This is a genomic window from Umezawaea sp. Da 62-37 (genome assembly GCF_032460545.1).
In the GTDB taxonomy this organism is placed as follows: domain Bacteria; phylum Actinomycetota; class Actinomycetes; order Mycobacteriales; family Pseudonocardiaceae; genus Umezawaea.
The window spans coordinates 477065-498012 of sequence record NZ_CP135965.1 but is presented as its reverse complement, the minus strand read 5'-3'; the positions used below and the strand labels follow the sequence as shown (position 1 = coordinate 498012).

The following is a 20948-nucleotide window of genomic DNA, read 5'->3' as shown; positions in this document are numbered from 1 at the left end:
GTGGAAGCATGAGGATCGAGTCGGCCGAGGTCGTGGTGACCTGCCCAGGACGCAACTTCGTCACCCTGAGGATCACCACCGACGACGGCCTCACCGGGTGGGGCGACGCCACCCTCAACGGTCGCGAGCTGGCCGTCGAGGCGTACCTGCGCGAGCACGTCGTGCCGCTGCTGCTCGGGCGGGACGCGGGCGCGATCGAGGACACCTGGCAGTACCTGTACCGCGGGGCCTACTGGCGGCGCGGGCCGGTCACGATGGCCGCCGTCGCCGCGGTCGACACCGCGCTCTGGGACATCAAGGCGAAAGCCGCCGGGATGCCGCTCTACCAACTGCTCGGCGGCGCCTCGCGGGTCGGCGCGCTGGCGTACGGGCACGCCTCGGGCCGCGACCTGCCGGAGCTGTTCGACTCGATCCGGCTGCACCTGGAGCGCGGCTTCCGGGCCATCCGCGTCCAGACCGGCATCCCCGGCCTGGACACCGTGTACGGCGTCGCCGCCTCCGAAGCCGGTGGCGGCGACCGCTACGACTACGAACCGGCCAGGCCGACCGCGCTGCCCGTGGAGGAGGCCTGGGACACCCGCGCCTACCTGCGGCACGTGCCCGGCGTGTTCGAGGCCGTGCGCGCCGAGTTCGGGCCGGAACTGCCGCTGCTGCACGACGGCCACCACCGGATGACACCGATCGAGGCCGCCAGGTTGGGCAAGTCCCTGGAGCCCTACGACCTGTTCTGGCTGGAGGACGCGACACCCGGCGAGGACCAGGCGGCGCTGCGGCTGATCCGGCAGCACACCACGACACCGCTGGCGATCGGCGAGGTGTTCAACAGCGTGCACGACTACATCACGCTGCTCAGCGAACGACTGATCGACTACGTGCGGTCGGCCGTGACGCACACCGGCGGTGTGACGGGGCTGAAGAAGGTCCTCGACCTCGCCTCCGTGTACGGCGTGAAGTCGGGCATCCACGGTCCCACCGACATCTCCCCGGTCGGCATGGCCGCCGCGCTGCACCTGGACATCGCGGTGCACAACTTCGGCATCCAGGAGTACATGCCGCACACCGCCGACACCCTGGAGGTGTTCCGCACCTCGTTCACCTTCACCGGCGGACTGCTCCACCCCTCCGACGCGCCTGGCCTCGGCGTGGACGTCGACCTGGCCGCAGCGGCCAGGTTCCCCTACCGCGCCGCGTACCTGCCCGTGAACCGGCTGGCCGACGGAACCGTCCACGACTGGTGAGCCGTCCGGCGGCGGGGGACCGGAAGTCGGACTGTCCGAAGTGGACGAAACGGCTACCCCCGCCGCAGCGGTGCGACGCCGGGCGCCCCGTCCTCCTGGCCGATCTCCGGCACCCGCCGCACGGCCAGCGCGCCCGCGATCCCCAGCAGCGCGAGGAAGCCGAAGAACGCGGTGTAGCCGCCGAGGCCCAGCAGCAGTGGTGCGGACAGCGGCACCAGGGACTGCGGGAGCATGTTCGCGATGTTGACGATCCCCAGGTCCTTGCCCGCGTTCGCGCTGTCGGGCAGCACCCGCACGCACATCGCCATGTCCACGGCGAGGAACGTGCCCATCCCGACGCCCATGACGCCCGCCGCGACGAACACGACCGAGGTCGACGGCGCGAACGCCAGCAGCGCCATCGCCACCACGCCGATGAACGCCGACACCACCACGAAGGGCTTCTGCTTCCGCAGCACGTCGGACAGGTGCCCCGCGCCGAGGCTCGAGACGATCGCGGTGGGCACGAGGATCGCGGACCACACGAGCACCAGCCCGCCGACGTCGGCCTGGCTGACGCCGAACCGCTGGATCAGGTACAGCGACACGTAGCTGCCCGCCGCGTAGGTGGCGGTGATGAGGAACCGCACCAGCCACGCCCAGCCGAAGGCGGGGTGCCGTCGCGGGTCGAGCCAGAACGTCCGCAGCACCACGCCGATCCCGCCGCGTTCGCCCGTGCGGGGTTCGGGCCTGTCCTCGCGGATCAGCAGCACCGCCACGACGCCCGTGACGGCGGCGATGGCGGCGACGACCCGCCACTGCGACGCCGACCCCGCGGGCAGCGCGGTGACGACCACCAGTCCCACCAGCGGCGCGAGCGGGATCACCAGGCCGAGGAGGCCGGACGCCAGGCCGCGCCGCCGCGGGGGCACCTGGTCGGCGAGCACGGCCGTCGTCGCGGACTGCTGGAAGCTGAACAGGGTCTTGGCCAGGCACCACAGCAGGACCACCTGCCACACCGCCGTGGTCTCGCCGAGGGCGACCACCGCGGCCGCGCCGGTGAGCGCGCCGAAGAGGATCCACGTCCGCCTGCGGCCCAGCGCGAACGCCGCGAGGTCGCTGATCCGGCCCGCGACCGGGGTGGACACCAGCACGACGACCGCGGCGAGACCGGTGACCAGGCCGAACGCGTCGGTCGCCGCCCCGTTGTCGTCGGTCAGGTCGGTCAGCCGCAGCGTCAGCAGCAGTTGCAGCGGGGTGATGATCGCGATGTACACCCCGAACTGCGAGGTCAGCAGCGCGGCGGCGAGCCGGCCGAACCTGGTGGTCCCGGTCGTGGGGGAGTCGAGACTCATTCCGGCTCTCCTTCGCGTGCGCCAGCGGGGCTCGGAGTCGCGGTGGGGGTCAGCGGCAAAGGGATGTGACAGCACGTCACCACGCGGGAATCTTCCAGAGGGAATCCGATATCGGTCAACCGCTGAATTGGTGAACACCGGTTACCGTCCGGTCAATGGCATCATTGAGACAGGACCCTTGACGTGATCGGCGCGGGATAGTTAACGTTTTCCTGGATTTGATCGGCGCAAAGTCTGACCGAATGTGGTTCGCCTCACCGGGAAAGGCTGGTCTCGTGGCCCGGATCGTCCACCAACTATCCCTCAACGAGAACTGCTCGCCGCCATTGCCGGGTGTTCGCGACGCGTTGACGGCTTCCCTGGACCACGTCCACCTCACCCTCGACGCCCTGGCCGACGGCCTCGCTTCGGACCTCGCCGGGCACTTGGGCCTCGACGCGGAACGGGTGGTGGCCGGGGCCGGATCCGGGGCGCTGCTGCAGCAGTTCCTCACAGCCCACGCCGGTGCGGGTTCGACGGTCGTGCACACCTGGCCGTCGTTCGAGATGTACCCGCTGCTGATCCGCAACGCGCTCGCCGAGCCGGTCGCCGTGCCGGGCCCCGACGACCGGCAGGACCTGGCCGCCGTGGCCGCCGCCGTCACCCCGGACACGAAGGTCGTCCTGCTCTGCAACCCGAACAACCCCACCGGTGAGGTCCTCGACGCCGCCCGGCTGCGCGACCTGCTCGACGCCCTGCCGTCGCACGTGCTCGTGCTCGTCGACGAGGCCTACCGGGAGTTCGCCGACCCGGCCGTGATCGCCGACGCCGTGGAATTGGCCAGGACCGACGACCGGGTGGCGGTCGTCCGGACCTTCTCCAAGTCCCACGGGCTGCTGGGCCTGCGCGTCGGGTACCTGGTGGGGGCGGCGGAGGTCGTCGCCCCGCTGCGCCGCACGACGCCGTTCTACCGCGTCCCGACCGTCGCCCAGTCGGCGGCGCTGGCCGCCCTCAAGGCCGAGCCCGAGATGCGGGAGCAGTGCGAGCGGGTGGCCGCCGAGCGCGACCGCGTCCGGTCGGGGCTGCTGGACCTGCGCTTCGACGTGCCACCCAGCGGCGGCAACTTCCTGTGGCTGCGGCTCGGTGCGCGCAACGAGGAGTTCGTGGCGCACCTGGCCGGGGACGGCATCGCGGTCCGCGTGCTGGCGGGCGGCGCCGGGGTCAGGGTCAGCACCGGCACCCCCGAGGCCAACGACGCCGTCCTGCGCGCGGCCGCCCGGTTCGCGACCGGACCCGCGTCACCCCGCGCGGGATCGCCGGCGGCGCCCGCCATGACCAACGACCGCTGATCGAGGCACCCGGCTGGCCGTCGGGGTGCCGTTCCGCAGGCGCCGACCTCGTGATCCCCGCCCGTGATGAGTTCCCGGTCCCCTGCCGGGTGAGAGGAACCCGCATGAGTCCGGTGCACGTCGACCCCGACCCGTTCACGGAGGTGCTCGACAAGGCGATCGCCGAGGGCGCCGAGGCCCTGTTCGGCGCCCAGCGCCCCGACGGCGTCTTCGACTACGGCGAGGACAGCCTGACCTCGACGCTGGGCACGGTCGGCGCGGTGTCCGCGCTGCACTTCGCCGACCCCGACGGCAGCGCCGACCTGATCGCCGCGGGCGCCGGGTGGCTCAGGCGCACCCAGAACGACGACGGCGGCTGGGCGATGGTCCCCGGCCTGTCCAGCGAGGCGGGGCCGACGGCGGTCGCCTCCGCCGTCCTCCACCTGGTCGACCCGGAGGGCAGCGCCACGTGGGTGGACACCGGGCAGCGCTGGATGGACGACCACGGGGGACTGGACGCGATCCCGCACCCGGAGGTCGTCTCGTGGTGCCGCCAGTACTACGGCTTCGTCGGCTGGCTGGCCCCGGAGGACATGCGCCGCTTCCCGCTGGAACTGGCGCTGCTGCCGGGCCTGTACCGCAGGCTGTTCGACCTGCGCCTGCCGATGGCGTCCGCGCTCGGCCTCGCCCAGGCCCGGCACAAGCCGCTCACCCGGTTGCAGCGCACGCTGGCCCGCTGGGCCGAGCCCAACGCGCTGAAGGTGATCCGGCAGGTCTACGAGCACGAGGGCTCGACCGGGGCCTGGTGTGAGAACGCGTGGGTCACCGGCCTGGTCTGCACCGGTCTGGCCCGCGCCGGACTGGCGCCGGACATGGTCGCCGCCGCCGTGGGGTGGTTCCACCGGTCCATGGCGCCCGACGGCTCGTGGGAGACCGGCCCCCTCGACGCGGCCTGGACGATGTACGCCGCCCGCGGGCTCGCCGAGGCGGGCTACGCCGACGACCCGCGGCTGACCGCGTCGGTCCGGCTGTTCGTGCGCATCCAGCAGCACCGCCCGTTCCTGGCGTTCGGGTGCCCGCCGGGCTACTGGGGCTGGTCGGGCACCGAGGGCTGGCCGTCGACGCTGGAGACGGGGGAAATCCTGTCCGTGCTGTGCAGGCTGTCCGGCGACGAGCAGGCCGACGCGGTCGGACGGGGCGTCGACTGGCTCACCCGCGTGCAGGACACCCGCGGGTCCTGGGGGCTGTGCGTGCGCAACACCAAGGTGGCCAACAGCGGGCCCTGCCCGATGACCACCGTGCAGGCCGTCGACGCCCTGCTCGACGCGGGTGTGCCCGCCGACGACCGCCGGGTGCGCCGCGCACTGGACTGGCTCGCCGGCGTCCAGAGCCCGGAAGGCACCTTCGAGTCGGTGTGGTACCGGCACCACACCATGGGCACCGCGGCCGTGCTGGAGACCTTCTCCCGGGTCGGACGCGCCGGTGGCGAAACCGCCCGCCGGGCGGTGGCGTGGCTGGAGCGCACCCGGCTGCCCGACGGTTCGTGGGGCGACGGGACCGGTGCGCCCGGCACGGTCGAGGAGACCGGTTGGGCGGTGTCCGCCCTGCTGGCAGCGGGCGCCGACCCGGCCGCCGTGCGCTCCGGCGTGGACTGGCTGCTGGAGCACCGGCGCCACCCCGGCGGCGGGTGGCCCTCGGAGAACGTGCACGAGTACGTGCGCTTCGTGAGCCGGTACACCAACCCCGCGTTCGCCCACGGCATGGCGCTGCGCGCGCTCGGCCGCTACCGGACGGCGACCCGGCGGGCCACGACGTCGTGAGCAGGCGGTCCCACCAGGACACTCCAGGAAGCGGAGAACCCCGATGACCAGTACGACGCACGAGGATTCCTTCACCGAGGACTACTGGCGCGACCCGCACGAGACCCTCGCCAGGACGCGGGAGACCAGTCCCGTCCGCGAGGTCGAGTTCGAGACGGGACCGACCTGGCTGGTCACCCGCTACGCCGACGTGCGCGCCGGGCTCACCGACGAACGGCTGGCCAAGGACTGGCGGTCGAGCCTGCCGGAGGACGAGCGGGCCTCGGCGCCCCCCGGTCTGCCCGCTCCGATGTCGCACATGCTGACCTCCCTCGACCCGCCGGAGCACACCCGCCTGCGGAACCTGGTCGTCCAGGCGTTCACCGCCCGCCGGATCGCCGAGCTGCGCCCGAGGGTCGAGGCCGTCGCCGCCGAACTCCTCGACGCCCTGCCCGAGGACGAGCCGATCGACCTCGTGGCGCGGTACGCGATCATCCTGCCGATGGTGGTGATCTGCGAGCTGCTCGGCGTCCCCGACATCGACCGCGAGGAGTTCGCCCGCCTGTCGACCGTCCTGATCGACGAGTGTCCCGAACCCGAGATGATCCTCGCCTCCACCCGGATGGCCGACTACCTGGAGGGCCTGGTCGCCACCAAGCGCGCCGCCCCCGACAAGGCGCTGCTGTCCGCGCTGATCACGGCCTCGGACGAGGGCGACCGGCTCTCCGACCTGGAGATCGTCGCGATGGCCATGCTCCTGCTCATGGCGGGCCATGAGACCACCGCCGTGTTCATCACCAACAGCGTCCGCGCCCTCCTGTCCGACCCCACCGGCCTCGACCGCCTGTACTCACCCGCGTCGGCCCCGTCCCTGATCGAGGAACTGCTCCGCTGGCTCTCGCCCGCCATCAACGCCTCACTGCGCTTCGCCACGGAGGACATGGAGATCGGGGGAGTCGCCATCCCCAGGGGAGCCTCGGTGATGCTGTCCACCGGCGGCGCCAACCGCGACCCGGCCCAGTACCCGGCCCCCACGACGTTCGACCCGGACCGCGACACCACCGGCCACCTGGCCTTCGGCCACGGCATCCACCGCTGCCTCGGCGCGGCCCTCGTCCGCCTTGAGGGCGAGGTCGGCCTGACCGCCCTGTTCACCCGCTTCCCCCACATGCGCACAGCAGCCGACCCCACCACCCTGACCTTCCGCAAAAGCGTCCACGTACACGCCCCCCGCACGTTCCCCGTCGTACTCGGCCCCCGCACCCCCCAGCAACAACCACCACAAGTCTGACCAAGGCCGCACCACCACGACACCGCACAAACCTGGCGACCACCACCCAAAGCCCAAAGCCAGGCCTTCCCGCGCTGGCGAAGCCAGGTCCTACCCTTGCCCCCGATCCGAAGCGCCCTCGTGCCCGCCCACTATTTGTCAAGATGGCTTTATCGTCTTGACAAATAGTGGGCGGGCATTGAGACAATCACGCGACCGGGGGCCGGGTTTCGCCAGATCACCCACCCAACCCCCAGTGCCCCCTCACTCCTTCACGCTCGTAGCCGACATCCCCGCCTCCCGGAACTTCCCCCACCGCGGCTCCGCCCCACGCGGCTCATCCCCCATCACGGTCACCCGCTGCCCCACCCTTCGACCCGCGTAGTCGTTCACCGCGTAGTGCTGGGTGGCCCGGTTGTCCCACATGGCCACCGCCCCCTCCACCCACCGGTACCGGCACGTCCGCTGGGGGCTCTCCGACACCGCGAACAGGTGTTCCAGCAGCGCGTCGCTCTCACCCTTGGCCAACTGGAGGATCCGCCGGGTGAACATGCGGTTCACGTAGAGGCTCCTGCGTCCCGTCACCGGGTGCGTGCGGACCACCGGGTGCTCAGCCTCGCTGCGGAACGAGCCGTTCGGGTGGACGAACAGGTGCGACGCCGTGGTCCCCTCCAGCAGGTCCCGCATCGGTTCCGACAACGCCTCGTAAGCGAGGTACTGGTTGCTCCACATCGTGTCGCCACCCGATTCCGGCGTCAGCGTGACCTGCAGGACGGAAGCGATGGGCGGGCTTTGGGCGAATGTCACGTCGGTGTGCCACACATCGGCGCGCGCCCCCTGGCTCGAGTCCAGCACGACGATTTTCTCGTGGCCTTCCAGCTTGGGCAGGAAGGGGTGCACCTCCAATTCCCCGAACCGGCCGCCGAACGCCTCGTGGGCCTGCGGGGTCAGGCCGCCCGCGTCCGGGAAGAAGAGCACCAGATGGCGCATGAGCAGGTCGTGGACCTCCTTGAACCCCTCGTCGTCGACTGAGCCGAGGTCGACGCCGTACACCTCGGCGCCGAGCGAACCGGAGATCGGGCGAACCTGGAACGGCATGTCGTGCACCTTTCTTCGGATGCGCATGGTCGAATTCCGTGCGCGTGTTGGACGACACGGTCGACATGAATCACGGAACACTTCGCGGTGCTCTTGACCGCGCTTGCGGGACGGTGTCAGGATCTTGGTGAACGAATTGTTTCTCGCGCTATCGAGAGGAATTCATCGGAATGACCGCACAGGACGAGTTGGCGAAGATGATCGACCTCGCGACGCCGTTCGCGGTCAGGGTGGCGGTCACCCTGCACCTGCCCGAGTCGATCGACGGCGGCACCACCGGACTCGCCGATCTGGCCGCTGCCGCCGGAGCCGATCCCGACGCGCTGCGCAGGCTGCTGAACCACCTCACCTCCATCGGGTTCCTGGCCGAGCCGGAGCCCGGCACCTACGCGTTGACCGACGTGTCGCGCGTGCTCCTCGGCGAGGACCACAGCGCGGCACGGCGCTGGCTCGACAGCGAGGGGCCGGGAGCGAAGATGGACCTCGCCTTCGCGGGCATGGCGCACTCGGTGCGCACCGGCAAGTCCGCCTACGGCACCGTGCACGGCGTCCCGTTCTGGGACGACTACGGGGCCGACGAGGAGCTGCGGATCTTCTTCGGCGGGGTCATGGCGGTCCACGCGTGGCAGACCGGGCCGGTCGTGGCCACCGAGTGCGACTGGAAGTCCAGCAGGCGGGTGCTGGACGTCGGGGGTGGCGTCGGAGCGCTGCTGGCGGAGGTGCTGAAGGCGAACCCCCACCTGACCGGCGCCGTCCTGGACCTGCCTCCGGTCGAGCCGGACGCCACCACGGCGCTGAAGGAGGCCGGGCTGTCGGATCGGGCCGCGTTCGTGCCCGGCAGCTTCTTCGACCCGCTGCCCACCGGCTACGACACCTACGTGATCTCCAGGGTCATCACCGACTGGGACGACGAGGACGCGCTGCGGATCATGACCCGCGCCGCCGAGGTCGTCGGCGCGGGCAGGCTGCTGGTCGTGGAGGTGCTGGCCGGGCAGGAGCACGCGAAGAACAACTCGTCGTTCGACCTCCAGTCGCTCGCGCTGCTCGGCGGCCGGGAACGCACGGAGGACGACTTCAGGGCCCTCGCCCAGCGCGCCGGGTTCGCCACCGCCACCGCCCGCCACTGGGACAGCGGCCTGCTCGTCGTGGAGTGCGGGCTCTGATCCGGGACGTCGACGGGCGCACCCGGCCGGGCGACTCCGCTCGGCCGGGCCTCCCGCGGCGGTCACGTGCCCGGTAGCGCCGGGGGAGGCCGCCGCCCACCCGCACGTCCGGCGGAGCGGGTCCGCGGCTCCCCGGAGCAGGTGCGCGGTCACCGCGACCGCGCCCAACCCGGCAGCCGCCCGCCCCTCGGGTCGGGCAGCACGCCGAGCTGGTGCAGGCGGTCCAACGGGGTCAGCGGGTGCTGTCCCAGCCCGGCCATGTTGTGCATGATCGTGTAGCGCAGCCGCCGGTTGCCGCCGGTCATGCGCAGCGCGCGGCGACCGAGCACCCGGATGAACGGCGACAGGTCGCTGATCATGCGGGTGGCGTTGTGGCTGGTCGTCCCGACGTGCGTCAGCGCCCGCCTGCGCTCGGTGCTCCACTCGCGCAGCCGCGGTGCCAGCAGGTCCGGTGCCAGGTCGCCGTCGAGCGCGCGCAACCGCGAGGCCAGGCTCGCGGCGTCCAGGATCGAGCTGTTCATGCCCTGGCCCGCCGCCGGGTGCACGGCGTGCGCGCTCTCCCCGATCAGCACCACCCCGTCGGCGGTCAGCGACGCGGCCAGCGCCCGGCCCACCGGTAGCACCTGCCGCGTCGACCAGGCGCGGTCGACGTCCTCGCGCAGCGGGGCGAACGCCGGGACGTCGCGCACCAAGCCGTCGATCCAGCCGCCCGCGGCACCCGCGTCCACACCCCGCAGCTCGTCCGGCCCGACCTGCACGTACAGCCGCGCCCGCCCGCCGGGCAACGAGTACCGCATCGCCAGGCCGCGCGGGGTCGCGTAGGTGGACACGTGCTCGCCCGGCGCCTGGTCGGCCAGCTCGAACGCCGCCAGCCGGTGCGCGTAGTCGGCGCGGGCGATCTCGATCCCCGCGTCGCGGCGCAACCGGGACGACACCCCGTCGGCCGCCACGACCAGCGCCGCCGTCAGGTTGCCGCCGTCCGTGCGCACACCCGTCGTGCGACCGTGCTCGTCGCGCACGAGTCCCCGCACCAGCACCCCGCGCCGCAACTCGACCGATGCGGGCAGCGTGCGGCTCAGCGCGCCCAGGATCACGTGGTAGTCGTGGACCAGCAGCCACGGCCGCTCGGTGGGCAGCGCCCCGTAGTCCATCGTCATCAGCGGCGCGCCGTGCGGGTCGCGCGCCACCAGGCCCGACAGGCGCAGGGCGCCGTCGGCGGCCAGTTCGTCGGCCACCCCCCAGTCCGCGAGCACGTCCGTCGCGCCGGGTTGCAGCAGCTCGCCCTTCGGCACCGCTCTGATCTCGCGCTGCTTGTCCAGCACCAGCACGCGCAGGCCGAGCCCGCCCAGCGCGTGCGCCGCCGCGAGCCCGGCGACCCCCGCCCCGCACACCACCACGTCCACGTCGGTGCTCACGCGCCACCCCGTTCCCGGTCGTCGTCACGGCCCGCGCGGCAGGACACCCGTGTCATGAGGCGGTCGCCTTCCGCAGTCCGGGCGGTGGGATCTCGTGCCTGGTGCGCATGGCGTTCTGGGTGATCACGCTGAACGCGACGATCGGCAGCAGCACCGCCACCGCGAACGGCGCCCCCGCGCCGGCGGCCGTCACCGCGCACGCCAGCACGAGCCGTTCGGCCACCAGGACCTTGTGGGCGCGCAACGCCGACTCGCGGGTGATGCCGTCGCCCTGGGTCAGCAGCCCGCCGAACACCCACGCGCCGATCGCGGTGGCCACCACCAGCAGCACCAGGTAGGACGTGCGGTCGGGCAGCGGCAGGGGCACGGACGCCACGGCCGCGACCAGCGCCAAGCCGTAAAGGGTCTGGGCCAGGCGCGCGCCGTAGGCGACACCGCGCCGCACCGGCACCGACCGGTAACCGCCAGCCTCGTCGCCCTCCACGTCCCGCACGGCGCCGACCAGGTTGGACGCGGCGTCGTGCAGCAGGAACACCACCGCGAACGGCACCGCCGTCCACGGATGACCGCCGGGCACGCAGGAGGCGCCCGCGAGCACGGCCAGCGAGGTCAGCGCGCCGCGCACCAGGTTGCCGGAGATGCCGCGCCCCTTGCACAGGCGACTGTAGGCGGCGATCCCGACCACGCCGACCACGAGCAGCACCAGCACCCGCCAGCCCACGGCCACCGCCACCGCCGCGGCGCAGACCTCGCACACCACCGCCGAGCCCACCGCGGCGCGCGGACTGAGCCGCCCCGACGGGATGGGCCGCTGCGGTTTGTCGATCGCGTCCAGGTCGCGGTCGAGCCAGTCACCCAGGTAGTGCCCGCCCAGCCAGACCAGCACCGGGATCACCACGGCCGCGACCAGGTGCCGCGGCTCGGGGGCGCCACCCACGACGGACGCGCCCGCCAACCCGACGACACCGGGGTAGGGCAGCGTGTACGGCCGCCACGTCTGGACGTGCGCCTCGACGGTCCGCCGCCAGGTCGCCACGGCTACCGCCTCCGGTCGACCGACATGTCCGCGACCTCGGCGAGCATCGCGGTGTAGTCGCTGGGAGGCAGGTCGACCAGGTAGGACTTGGCGAGGGCGACCTCGGCCTCGGCGTTCTCCACCCCCCGTTTCACCACGCCCGTCTCGTCGAGCACGTCCCGCAGCGCCGCGAACGCCTCCTCCGGCGTCATCCCGCCGCTGAGCGCGTCCACCACCCGCGCGCGCTGCTCGGGCGTGCCCGTCTCGTGGGCGAGCAGCACCGGGTAGGTGGGGCGCAGGTTGCGCAGGTCGCTCAGCCCGGACTTGCCGGTGACGGACGGGTCGGACAGGTAGGGCAGCAGGTCGTCGTACATCTGGAACGCGAGTCCGAGGTGTTCGCCGTACCGGGTCACCGCGTCGACCACGGCCGAGCCCGCGCCGCCGAGCACCGCGCCCGCCCGGCACGCGCCGCGGAACAGGGCCCCGGTCTTGAGCGCCATCACCGTCACGTGGTCCGCCAGCGGACGTGAGGGGTCGGAGGCCATCACGGCCTCCAGCGCCTGGCCGCGGCACACGTCCACCCCGGCGTCGGAGATCGCGCGCACCGCCTCCAGCGCGGCCGCCTCCGGCACACCCCGTTCCACGCAGGCCGCCACCGAGCCGAACGTCCGCAGCATCAGCGCGTCACCGGTGACGATGGCGTCGGACACGCCGAAGCGGTGCTGCACCGACGGGCTGCCCCGGCGCGTCTCGTCGCCGTCGATCACGTCGTCGTGCACCAGCGACCCGACGTGCAGGTACTCCACCGCGAGCGCGGCGGGCACGACCCGTTCCACGTCCCCGCCCACCGCGCCCGCCGCGGCGGCGAGCAGCAGCGGCCGCAGCATCTTGCCCGGCGCGAGCAGCGCGTAGCGGGCGATGTCGAGCACCGGGTCGTCGCGCTCTGGCCACTCGGCGCGCAGCGCCCCGCGCAACCGGGCCACGACCGCCTCGGCGGCGGGGGAGAAGCCCTTGCGGGTGTACTCCGCGACCAGCGCGATCACCGCGTCGTTGGCCTCCCTGGTCCCCACGGTCACCCGGACGCCCAGCCCGCCCACCTCGCCGACCGCGACCCCGTGCTCGGCGAGGAACCCCACCAGTGGGGAGCTCTCGGCGCCCAGCGGGAGCCACAGGTAGTTGCCCGCGCTCGGCGGCACCGCCAGCCCGAGGTCCACCAGCGCGGCCCGCAGCCGGTCGCGCTCCACGCAGACCGCCGCGCACTGCGCGCGCATCTGCTCCTCGGCGGCCAGCGCGGCGATGGCCGCGGCCTGCGCGACCGTGCTGACCCGGAAGAACGGCGCGGTGCCGCGCAGCGGCGCGACGACGTGCTCCGCCGCCACCAGGTAGCCCACGCGCAGGCCCAGCAGTCCGTGCGACTTGGAGAACGTGCGGACCACCACGACGCGGGGATCCTCGCGGTAGAGGGCCAGCGCGTCGGCGATCTCGGCGCGGTCGGCGAACTCGCGGTACGCCTCGTCCACGACCACCAGCACGTCCGGCGGCAGCGCGTCGAGCAGCCGCCGCACCTCGGCGTGGCTCAGCACCGACCCGGTGGGGTTGTTCGGGTTGCACAGCAGCACGGCCCTGGTCCGCGGCGTCACCGCGGCGGCCATCGCGTCGACGTCCGTGCCGTAACCGCCCTCGAGCGGCAGCGCGACCGGCGTGGCGCCGGTGTTGCCCACCAGCGGCCCGTACCCCCAGAACGACGGCGAGGCGTGCACGACCTCGGTACCCGGCCCGGCCGTCCCGTCGAGCAACTGCTGGAGCACCGCTCCGGAGCCCGCTCCGACCATCACGTCGGAGGCGGGGACCCCGAGGTGGGTCGCGATCGCGGCGGTGAGCTCGCGGGAAAGCGCGTCGAGGGTCAAGTGGGAGTGATCGGCGGCATCGATTACCGCTTCCCGGACTCCGGGCAGGGGAGGGGCGAAGTTCTCATTGAGGGAAAGCTGGTGGACGATGTTCGGCACGCTGGGTCCCCGTTCACCGGTCGAGCCTGTCAGGGAATCACCAAAGCTGTTCCGGACAACCTCTACCGAATTACCGGCTTCCTGGGAAGAGGGGATTGCGCGAACGTCGAGCACTCGCCAATCGGTCACCTCATGAGCGCAGATGTCGATAGCGCCGGTTTACCCACCGTAAACTCCGCGAATCATATTCGGAATGGAAGTCGTGCTAAAGCTGCCGGAAGTGGTTGGTTCGTTCGGAGCAGCCCTCGCCTGAACGGTTGGCGGCCGTTCGTGTGAGGTGATCATGACCGGCGTCCGTACGCGAGTCGGTGGCGCGAGCCGCCCCCGGCCGCGGAACCGGGAATCTGGCGAGAACATGACAGCCGCGGGAAAGGGTGCCACTCGAACGGGCTAGGCGTCGGTCTCACGTGGTGGGGCGGGTGGTGGCGGCGGATTCGGGGACGTGGACACGATCCTCGAGGCGCGGGCACTTCGCGGTCCACAGTGGACCGATCCTCGGGTTCGGGGATCGGTACTCGTCACGAGGAAGATCGTTCCGCGTGAGCTTTCCACCGGCGCGATCCCCTGGCGATGAGGTCATCCGCGATCACGGGTCGGTTCGACGCTTGCCGATGACCGCCGCGGCGAGAACGGCCGCGACGATGCCGCCCAGCAGGACCGCGGCCATCGCGGAGGCCGGCACCAGTGGTTTGAGGAGGAACTGCGCGACCAGCGACCAGCCCGCGAGCGCCAGGAGGCAGGCGAGGACGGCGAGCCGCTTGCCCTGCGACTTCCACCGCACCACACCCGCGACGACGACCAGGATCAACCCGCAGACACCGATCAAGTAATCCACTCACGCCCCCCATGTCCGCTCATCGCCGACGTACCGGGGTGCCCGGTGTCCGCATGACCTGAACCTGCGGCGGGTCGTCGTGGAAGCTGCGCGTCCCCGCGACGGCCACCCCGAAGGGACGGTCGTGGGCATCGCGACCCGCGCCGTCGGGGCACGCACGCTGAGTAGACCGGCACACAGCGGACTCACAGGTCGCTCATGTCCTGGACATGGGATGACCGGCCAACCTGACGGCCAAGCCCGATCCGAGGAGTGCCGATGGACCACATCAAGACCCCGCCGCGTGCCGCTGCGTGCGCGCTCCGCCGGGCGACGTCCGGATGAGCGTCGTCATGACCGGACCGCCCACGACGACGGTCGCCACGGGTGCGCGGGTCGACGCGGGTGTCCGGATCGGCGCGGGCGTCGTGCTGTGGGCCGGGTTGCTGCTGGTGGCCTGCTGGTGGGTGGCGGGCGGCGGGATCGGCGACCTCACGGGGTGGACGGGTGCGCTGACGTCGCTGGGACGGCTCACCGGGTTGGTGTCGGCCGATCTGCTGCTGGTCCAGGTGCTGCTCATGGCCCGGCTGCCCGTGCTGGAGCGGGCGTTCGGGCAGGACCGGCTCATCGCGCTGCACCGGATCGTCGGGTTCACCTCGGTCAACCTGATGTTCGGGCACGTCGTCCTCATCACGTGGGGCTACGCCGCCGGGGAACTCCTGCGCGTGCCCGCCACGTTCTGGGACCTCACCACCGACTACCCCGCGATGCTGCTGGCGCTGGCGGGCACCGCGTGCCTGGTCATGACCGCGGTCACCAGCGTCCGGGCGGCGCGGGCCAGGCTCCGCTACGAGTCGTGGCACCTGCTGCACCTCTACGCCTACCTCGGCGTCGGGTTCGCGCTGCCCCACCAGCTGTGGACGGGGCAGGAGTTCCTGACCTCCGCAGGGGCCACGGCCTACTGGTGGTCGCTGTGGGGTGCGGCCCTCGGCGCGGTGCTGGTGTGGCGGATCGGGGTTCCGCTGTGGCGCAACGCCCGGCACCGGCTGCGCGTCACCGCCGTGGTGCCCGAAGGCGACGGCGTGGTCTCGGTGCACCTCGCCGGGCGGGCGCTGGACCGGTTCCCGGCCAGGGCCGGGCAGTTCATGCTCTGGCGGTTCCTCGACCGGCAGGGCTGGACCCGCGGCCACCCGTACTCGCTGTCGGCCGCCCCCGACGGGCGCAGGCTGCGCATCACCGTCAAGGAACTGGGCGACGGCAGCCGGGACGCGCGGTCGATCCGCCCCGGCACGCGGGTCCTGTTCGAAGGCCCGTTCGGCAGGCTCACCGCACGGGCCCGCACCCGCGCGGGGGTGGTGCTGATCGGCGCGGGCGTCGGTGTCGCGCCGCTGCGCGCGCTGGCCGCGGGACTCGACTACGGCCACGGGGAGGCGATCCTGCTGCACCGGTTCACCGACCGTCCGCTCTTCGCGGACGAGTTGCGCCTGTTCACCGAGCGGCGGGGCCTGCGGGTGGTGGACCTCCCCGGCCACCGCCGGTCCTCCCACTCCTGGCTCGGCGCGGGCGTGAGCACCGACGACGTGACCGCCTTGCGGACCTGGGTGCCCGACATCGCCGACCGCGACGTGTACGTGTGCGGACCCGAGCAGTGGGCCGAGTCCGTGCGCCGCGCGGCCACCGGGGCGGGCGTGCGCCCGGATCGGCTGCACATCGAGAAGTTCGCGTGGTGACGGCGTGAAGCGCATCGTCACGTGGCTGCTCAGCACGATCACCGTCGTGGTGCTGCTGTTCGGCTACCGCACGTCCCTGGCGGGTCCCCTGGACGTCGTCGCCGACCCGTCCGTGCGGTCGCCGACCGATCCGGGAACGGGTGGGTCCGCCGACTCGCGCACCGTGACCGGGCCGTCGGTCGACACGCGGTGGGGCCCGGTGCAGGTGGAGGTGACCATCAGCGGGGGACGCGTCACCGCGGTCGCCGTGCCGGTTTACCCCGACGGCAACCGCAAGGACCAGGAGATCAACGCCCGCGCGCTGCCCATCCTGGTGCAGGAGGCGATCGACGCCCAGAGCGCCGACGTCGACATGGTCAGCGGCGCGACCGTGACGAGCGAGGGGTACGTGGAGTCGTTGCAGGCCGCGCTGGACCAGGCGGGCCTGTGACCACCCGGTACGTCGACCACGTCATGGGGATGCCCATCAGCCTCGTGGCGCGCGGCAGGCACGCCGCCGACGACCGGGCCCGCGACGCGTGGGCCGGGGTGATGGCGTCGCTGCGCCGGGTGGACCGGGTGTTCAGCACCTACCGGCCCGACTCCTTCGTGTCCCGGCTGGGCCGGGGCGAGGTGGACCTGGCCGATTGCCCGGCCGAGGTCGCCGAAGTGCTGGCACTGGGCGACCTGGCCGAGCGGCGGTCGCACGGCGCGTTCCGGGTGCGCCGCGCCGGGGCGGGCGGCGAGGTCGTGCTCGATCCCAGCGGTGTGGTCAAGGGATGGGCGGTCGAACGCGCCGCCGTGCACCTGGAAGCCTTGGCGGAGACCGATTTCTGCCTTTCCGCGGGAGGCGACCTGCTCTGCCGGACCCTCGACCCGGACGCCCCGCCGTGGCGGATCGGCGTCGAGGACCCGCACGACCCGAGTCGCCTGGTCGCGGTCGTCCCCGTGTTCACCGGCGCGGTGGCCACCTCCGGGGCCGCCCACCGCGGCAAGCACGTCGTCGACGCCCGCACCGGCCGCCCGCCAATCGACGTCGCGTCCGTCACTGTCGTGACGGCTTCGCTGACGTGGGCCGACATCGACGCCACGACCGCCTACGCCCACGACCGCGACGCCGCGTCCTGGCTGAGCGGGCAACCCGGCCGCAGCGGCCTCGTGGTGTGGTCGGACATGTCGACCACGTCCGTCTGACCGACGACCGAACGCGCGGGGGAAAGGGGAACCGCCTACCTGGCCCGTCCGGTCGGGTGGCCGTTCGACTGCTCCCGCTGGTGGTGTTCTGCTACAGCGACGCGAAACCGGTGATGCCCGCGAGCTCGTAGACCTGCGCCGCCACATCCGGGCACTCCTGCTGGACCTGCTTGTCGATCTGCGCCCCGTCCGGGACCACGCCCTGCTTTTCGTACCACGAGTAGAGGTTGGTGGTGAGGTTCGCCATCGCGCCCACCTCGGACCCGATTCCCGCCAAGGTCGGGATCTGGCCGCGCAGGTACCCGCAGACGTCGGCGCCGGACACCGGGGCCGCGGTGCCCGGCACAGCGGAGCCGGTGGTGTCCGACTGGACGGCCGAGGTCGTCACCGCCGGGTTCGCGGTGGATGTCGCAGGGGTGCCGGAACAGGCGGTCAGCAGCAGGGCGGACGCCGCGGCGAGCGCGAGTCCGGAGATGTGGGTCACGGCGGGGCCGCCCCTCGTGCCGAGGGCCGTTCGCGGCCCCGAGTGCGAGTAGGACGGCACGACGGGATCGGGGTTCCCAGCACGGACCACGGGGACTCCCGTTGGCCGACGGTCATCCGACAAGGTGGCCGAGCCCGTCGTCGCCCATCCGGTTCCGCACGGCGTCCCGGCCACCGAGGCGGTGGCCGGGACACCGGCGCGTTGGTCAGGCGGTGGAGCAGGCCGAGCCGTTGAGGGTGAAGGCGGAGGGTGTGGCGGTGTTGCCGCTGTGGCTCGCCTGGAAGCCGATGTCGATCGAGCGGTTGGCGGGGATGGTGGCGTTGTAGACCGCGTTGCGCGCCGTGACCGCCCCTGAGGACGGTGAGTAGGTGGCGCTCCAGCCGGAGGTGATGGACTGCCCGCCGGGCAGGGAGAACGCCAGGGACCAGCCGTTGATCGCGGTGCTCCCGGTGTTGGTGATGGTGATGCTCTCGGTCAGGCCGGTGCTCCAGGCGGTGACTTTGCTCGAGACCTTGCACGCGCCGGTGGCGGGCGGCGCCGTCGTGGTCGTGGTGGTGGTCGTCGTGGTGGGGGTGCCGGGGCCGTCGAGGCCGAAGAAGGCGACGGCCTGTGCCGCCATGCCGGTGGTCGGGAGGGTGTGGCCCGCGCCCTGGATGCTGTAGGCCTCGACCAGGGTGGTGCCGGAGGTGTCGGTGTAGCGGCGCCGGTTCCAGCCGGATCGGGGGGTGTCGGTGGACGTCGGGGTCTGGCTCAGGCCGAACACGTCGGTCCACTGCTCGATGGCTTCTTGCAGCAGCGCGTAGGGCACGAGGGTGTCGCTGGTGCCGTGCCACAGCTGGATGCGCGGGCGGGTTCCGGTGTAGCCGGGGTTGGCCTGCCGGACCGCGTCGCCCCACTGCTGCGGGGTGCGGTTGGCGCCTCCGTTGCCGGTGCACTTGCCGCTGGGCGGGTAGTCCGCGGCGTTGGCGAAGCAGTCGAAGGGCACGCCCATGAACGCCGCGCCCGCTTTGAACACGTCCGGGTAGAGGGCGAGCATGTGGTTGGTCATCATGCCGCCGGAGGAGGACCCGGTGGCGAAGACCCGGCTCGGGTCACCGCCGTAGGTCCGCTCGACGTAGTCCACCATCGAGATGATGGAGACCGGGTCGCTGCCGCCACCGCGGCGCTTGGCGGCGGCGGACCAGGTGTCGAAGCACTTGCCGAACCCGGCTTCCTGCTGGGCGCTGGGGTAGATGACGACGTACCCGAGCCGGTCGGCGAGCGAGGCGAACTCGCTGCCGGAGTAGAAGGCGGGGCCCGAACCGCCGCAACCGTGCATGGCGACCACGATCGCGGGGTTGGCCGGGCGGGAATCCGGTGCGTAGACGTGCATCCGCATCCCGCCGGGGTTGTCGCCGAAGTTCGTGATCTCGGTCAACGACGCCGCGGAAGCGGGTGGGGGAGCGGTGATGGCGAGGCCGCCGACGACCAGCGACGTGACGGCGACGAGCAGCAGGCTGAGCTTGACCTTCATGCGTTCGACTCCTTCGTTCCGCGCACGTCCGCCCGTGGCGATTGGCAAAGGGCGGCCGAGGGGAAGGTCCACGTGTGGGGTGCCCCGGCAGGCACGAATCCCGGCTGATCGAGCCGATTCCATCGTGTGACACTTACCCTGCCCGCTGGCCGAAAGACTGTCAATCAAGCAATCCACCAGTCGTGCCCGCCCCATCAGGAGCCGATTACAGTCGGACGACCTGCCCGTGATCCGCGCCGGAGCCGCCGTGACGAGCCTCTACGACATCGACGAGATCTTCCCGGACGACGTCGCCGGGCCGGTTCGGCTGCCCCGGCGGCAGACGGGCAACTCGCCGCAGGGCTTGGCCGTGACGCTGCTGGCCGACTTCACCCTGGGCACCCGCGCCTGGATCCCGTCGGCGGCCATCGTGGCCCTGCTCGCCGAGTCGGGCGTCAGCCACGCCGGGGCCCGCACCACCATCAGCCGCCTCTCCCGCCGCGGCGTGCTGGAGGGCAGCAAGCACGGGCGCACCAGCTCCTACCGGCTCACCCCGGCCGCGGCCCTCGACCTGGCCGTCGGCGGCCGGGCCATCGTCTCCGCCGCCACCGCCATCGGCGAGTGGGACCGGCGGTGGACCCTGGTCGCCTTCTCCCTGCCCCAGGACGAGGTGACCCGGCGACGTGAACTCCGCAACCAGTTGCGCTGGCTCGGCTACGCGCCTCTCTACGACGGTCTCTGGGTTTCGCCCCAGGACCTCGTCCCCAAGGCGAAGGCGCACCTGGCCGAACTCGCCCCCGGCGCGGTGACCGTCTTCCGGGCGCGGCACGTCGACCTCGGCGCCTCCGTCGGCCGCAACCCCCTGGACGCCTGGGACACCGCCGCCATCGCCGGGGAGTACGAGGCCTTCATCCGGAGGTGGAGCCCGCTGCTGCCCGACGTCGGCACCCCGATCACCGGTGTCGAGGCGGTCCGCGCCCGCACCGAGGTCATGGACACCTACCGCCGCCTGCCGATCCTCGACCCGCGGCTGCCGCTCGACCTGCTCCCGCCGGGATGGCCCCGCCAGGCCGCCCGCGACCTGTTCGCCGCGGTCTACGACGGCCTCGCCGCACCCGCCGAAGACCACTTCCGGGCCGTCGCGGACCGGTTCGCCACCGAACCGCTCGTCGGTGTCCGCGCCCACACCGTCGCCGACCTGCTGGGAGGTCCGACGGGCGACCTGTGCGCCGACGGGGAGGGACCGCGACGCGACTCGAACACCAACGGGTGAACGGCCGGGGCGGGGACCCGCCGCGCACGTCCGGGAGACCTGCCGCGAAACTGGTCGCAACCATCGGGGCGTTCACACGTCCTGGTGACGCGTGACCCGAAAACTCGGAAGTAGCGGCGGAGTGGATCCGCTCCGCGCGCCTGCCGACGCGACCGGACGTCCGCGGCACATGACGGCGGTACCGCGCACACGTGTGCGCTGGTCTGGGAGGGCCTCTTAGTGAACGACCAGCAAGACGACAGGCGACGTGGCGGGGAACCGCAGTGGCCGACGGGGGACGATCCGGACGGCGGCCCGGCGGGCAGGAGCCACGGCGCCCCCGATCAGCCGGACGACC

The 20948-nt window shown here is 72.5% G+C and carries 17 protein-coding genes; 9 read left to right on the top strand and 8 right to left on the bottom strand.

Features of this window, described 5'->3' with window-relative positions; translation table 11 throughout:
- The first annotated feature begins 8 nt into the window (after positions 1-8).
- Entirely contained in the window at positions 9-1238 is a 1230-nt protein-coding gene (gene manD, locus RM788_RS02145) for a D-mannonate dehydratase ManD (protein WP_315929747.1), read from the top strand.
- A gap of 53 nt (positions 1239-1291) precedes the next feature.
- Here the strand turns inward: manD and RM788_RS02140 are convergent, their stop codons facing one another.
- Entirely contained in the window at positions 1292-2572 is a 1281-nt protein-coding gene (locus RM788_RS02140; protein WP_315929746.1) for an MFS transporter, read from the bottom strand.
- 275 nt (positions 2573-2847) lie between these two features.
- Here RM788_RS02140 and RM788_RS02135 point away from each other — a divergent pair, with 275 nt between their 5' ends.
- The 3 genes from RM788_RS02135 to RM788_RS02125 all read left to right on the top strand — a co-directional run bounded on the left by RM788_RS02135 (position 2848) and on the right by RM788_RS02125 (position 6969).
- Complete coding sequence (locus tag RM788_RS02135; protein WP_315929745.1) at positions 2848-3900, top strand: aminotransferase class I/II-fold pyridoxal phosphate-dependent enzyme; 1053 nt, start codon at positions 2848-2850, stop codon at positions 3898-3900.
- A 104-nt stretch (positions 3901-4004) separates the two neighbouring features.
- Positions 4005-5699, top strand: coding sequence for a prenyltransferase/squalene oxidase repeat-containing protein (locus RM788_RS02130; RefSeq protein WP_315929744.1), 1695 nt, complete (start codon positions 4005-4007; stop codon positions 5697-5699).
- Positions 5700-5742: 43 nt separating this feature from the next.
- Positions 5743-6969 carry a cytochrome P450 family protein gene (locus RM788_RS02125; RefSeq protein WP_315929743.1) on the top strand — a complete coding sequence of 409 codons (1227 nt, stop codon included), beginning with the start codon at positions 5743-5745 and terminating at the stop codon, positions 6967-6969.
- A 243-nt stretch (positions 6970-7212) separates the two neighbouring features.
- Here the strand turns inward: RM788_RS02125 and RM788_RS02120 are convergent, their stop codons facing one another.
- Positions 7213-8046, bottom strand: a complete 834-nt coding sequence (locus RM788_RS02120; RefSeq protein WP_315929742.1) for a TauD/TfdA dioxygenase family protein — start codon at positions 8044-8046, stop codon at positions 7213-7215.
- Between the two features lie 170 nt (positions 8047-8216).
- Here RM788_RS02120 and RM788_RS02115 point away from each other — a divergent pair, with 170 nt between their 5' ends.
- On the top strand, positions 8217-9209 hold the full coding sequence (locus RM788_RS02115; protein ID WP_315929741.1) for a methyltransferase: 993 nt from the start codon (positions 8217-8219) through the stop codon (positions 9207-9209).
- A 149-nt stretch (positions 9210-9358) separates the two neighbouring features.
- On the opposite strand, the gene RM788_RS02110 is transcribed toward RM788_RS02115, so the two are convergent.
- The 4 genes from RM788_RS02110 to RM788_RS02095 all read right to left on the bottom strand — a co-directional run bounded on the left by RM788_RS02110 (position 9359) and on the right by RM788_RS02095 (position 14480).
- Positions 9359-10624 carry an FAD-dependent oxidoreductase gene (locus tag RM788_RS02110; RefSeq protein WP_315929740.1) on the bottom strand — a complete coding sequence of 422 codons (1266 nt, stop codon included), beginning with the start codon at positions 10622-10624 and terminating at the stop codon, positions 9359-9361.
- Positions 10625-10676: 52 nt separating this feature from the next.
- A complete protein-coding gene (locus RM788_RS02105) occupies positions 10677-11660 on the bottom strand; it encodes a UbiA family prenyltransferase (RefSeq protein ID WP_315929739.1) in 984 nt (327 codons plus the stop codon).
- A 2-nt stretch (positions 11661-11662) separates the two neighbouring features.
- The gene (locus RM788_RS02100; RefSeq protein WP_315929738.1) at positions 11663-13645 is read right to left on the bottom strand and encodes an aminotransferase class I/II-fold pyridoxal phosphate-dependent enzyme; all 1983 of its coding nucleotides are present in this window, start codon (positions 13643-13645) and stop codon (positions 11663-11665) included.
- A 586-nt stretch (positions 13646-14231) separates the two neighbouring features.
- The gene (locus RM788_RS02095) at positions 14232-14480 is read right to left on the bottom strand and encodes a hypothetical protein (protein ID WP_315929737.1); all 249 of its coding nucleotides are present in this window, start codon (positions 14478-14480) and stop codon (positions 14232-14234) included.
- Positions 14481-14812: 332 nt separating this feature from the next.
- Between RM788_RS02095 and RM788_RS02090 the strand changes: the two genes are divergently transcribed.
- Genes RM788_RS02090 through RM788_RS02080 form a run of 3 tightly spaced genes read left to right on the top strand, consistent with a single transcriptional unit; the run spans position 14813 to position 17362 of the window.
- Positions 14813-16189 (top strand): ferredoxin reductase family protein, encoded by a 1377-nt coding sequence (locus RM788_RS02090; RefSeq protein ID WP_315929736.1) that lies wholly within the window; start codon positions 14813-14815, stop codon positions 16187-16189.
- Between the two features lie 4 nt (positions 16190-16193).
- Positions 16194-16619, top strand: a complete 426-nt coding sequence (locus RM788_RS02085) for an FMN-binding protein (protein WP_315929735.1) — start codon at positions 16194-16196, stop codon at positions 16617-16619.
- Positions 16616-17362 carry an FAD:protein FMN transferase gene (locus RM788_RS02080; RefSeq protein ID WP_315929734.1) on the top strand — a complete coding sequence of 249 codons (747 nt, stop codon included), beginning with the start codon at positions 16616-16618 and terminating at the stop codon, positions 17360-17362. The genes RM788_RS02085 and RM788_RS02080 overlap by 4 nt, the downstream gene beginning before the upstream one ends.
- Before the next feature lie 91 nt (positions 17363-17453).
- On the opposite strand, the gene RM788_RS02075 is transcribed toward RM788_RS02080, so the two are convergent.
- Both RM788_RS02075 and RM788_RS02070 read right to left on the bottom strand, forming a co-directional pair.
- Positions 17454-17936, bottom strand: a complete 483-nt coding sequence (locus tag RM788_RS02075) for a hypothetical protein (RefSeq protein WP_315929733.1) — start codon at positions 17934-17936, stop codon at positions 17454-17456.
- Between the two features lie 115 nt (positions 17937-18051).
- Positions 18052-19359 carry an extracellular catalytic domain type 1 short-chain-length polyhydroxyalkanoate depolymerase gene (locus RM788_RS02070; RefSeq protein ID WP_315929732.1) on the bottom strand — a complete coding sequence of 436 codons (1308 nt, stop codon included), beginning with the start codon at positions 19357-19359 and terminating at the stop codon, positions 18052-18054.
- Between the two features lie 226 nt (positions 19360-19585).
- Here RM788_RS02070 and RM788_RS02065 point away from each other — a divergent pair, with 226 nt between their 5' ends.
- On the top strand, positions 19586-20611 hold the full coding sequence (locus RM788_RS02065; RefSeq protein WP_315929731.1) for a PaaX family transcriptional regulator: 1026 nt from the start codon (positions 19586-19588) through the stop codon (positions 20609-20611).
- Positions 20612-20948 lie beyond the last annotated feature (337 nt).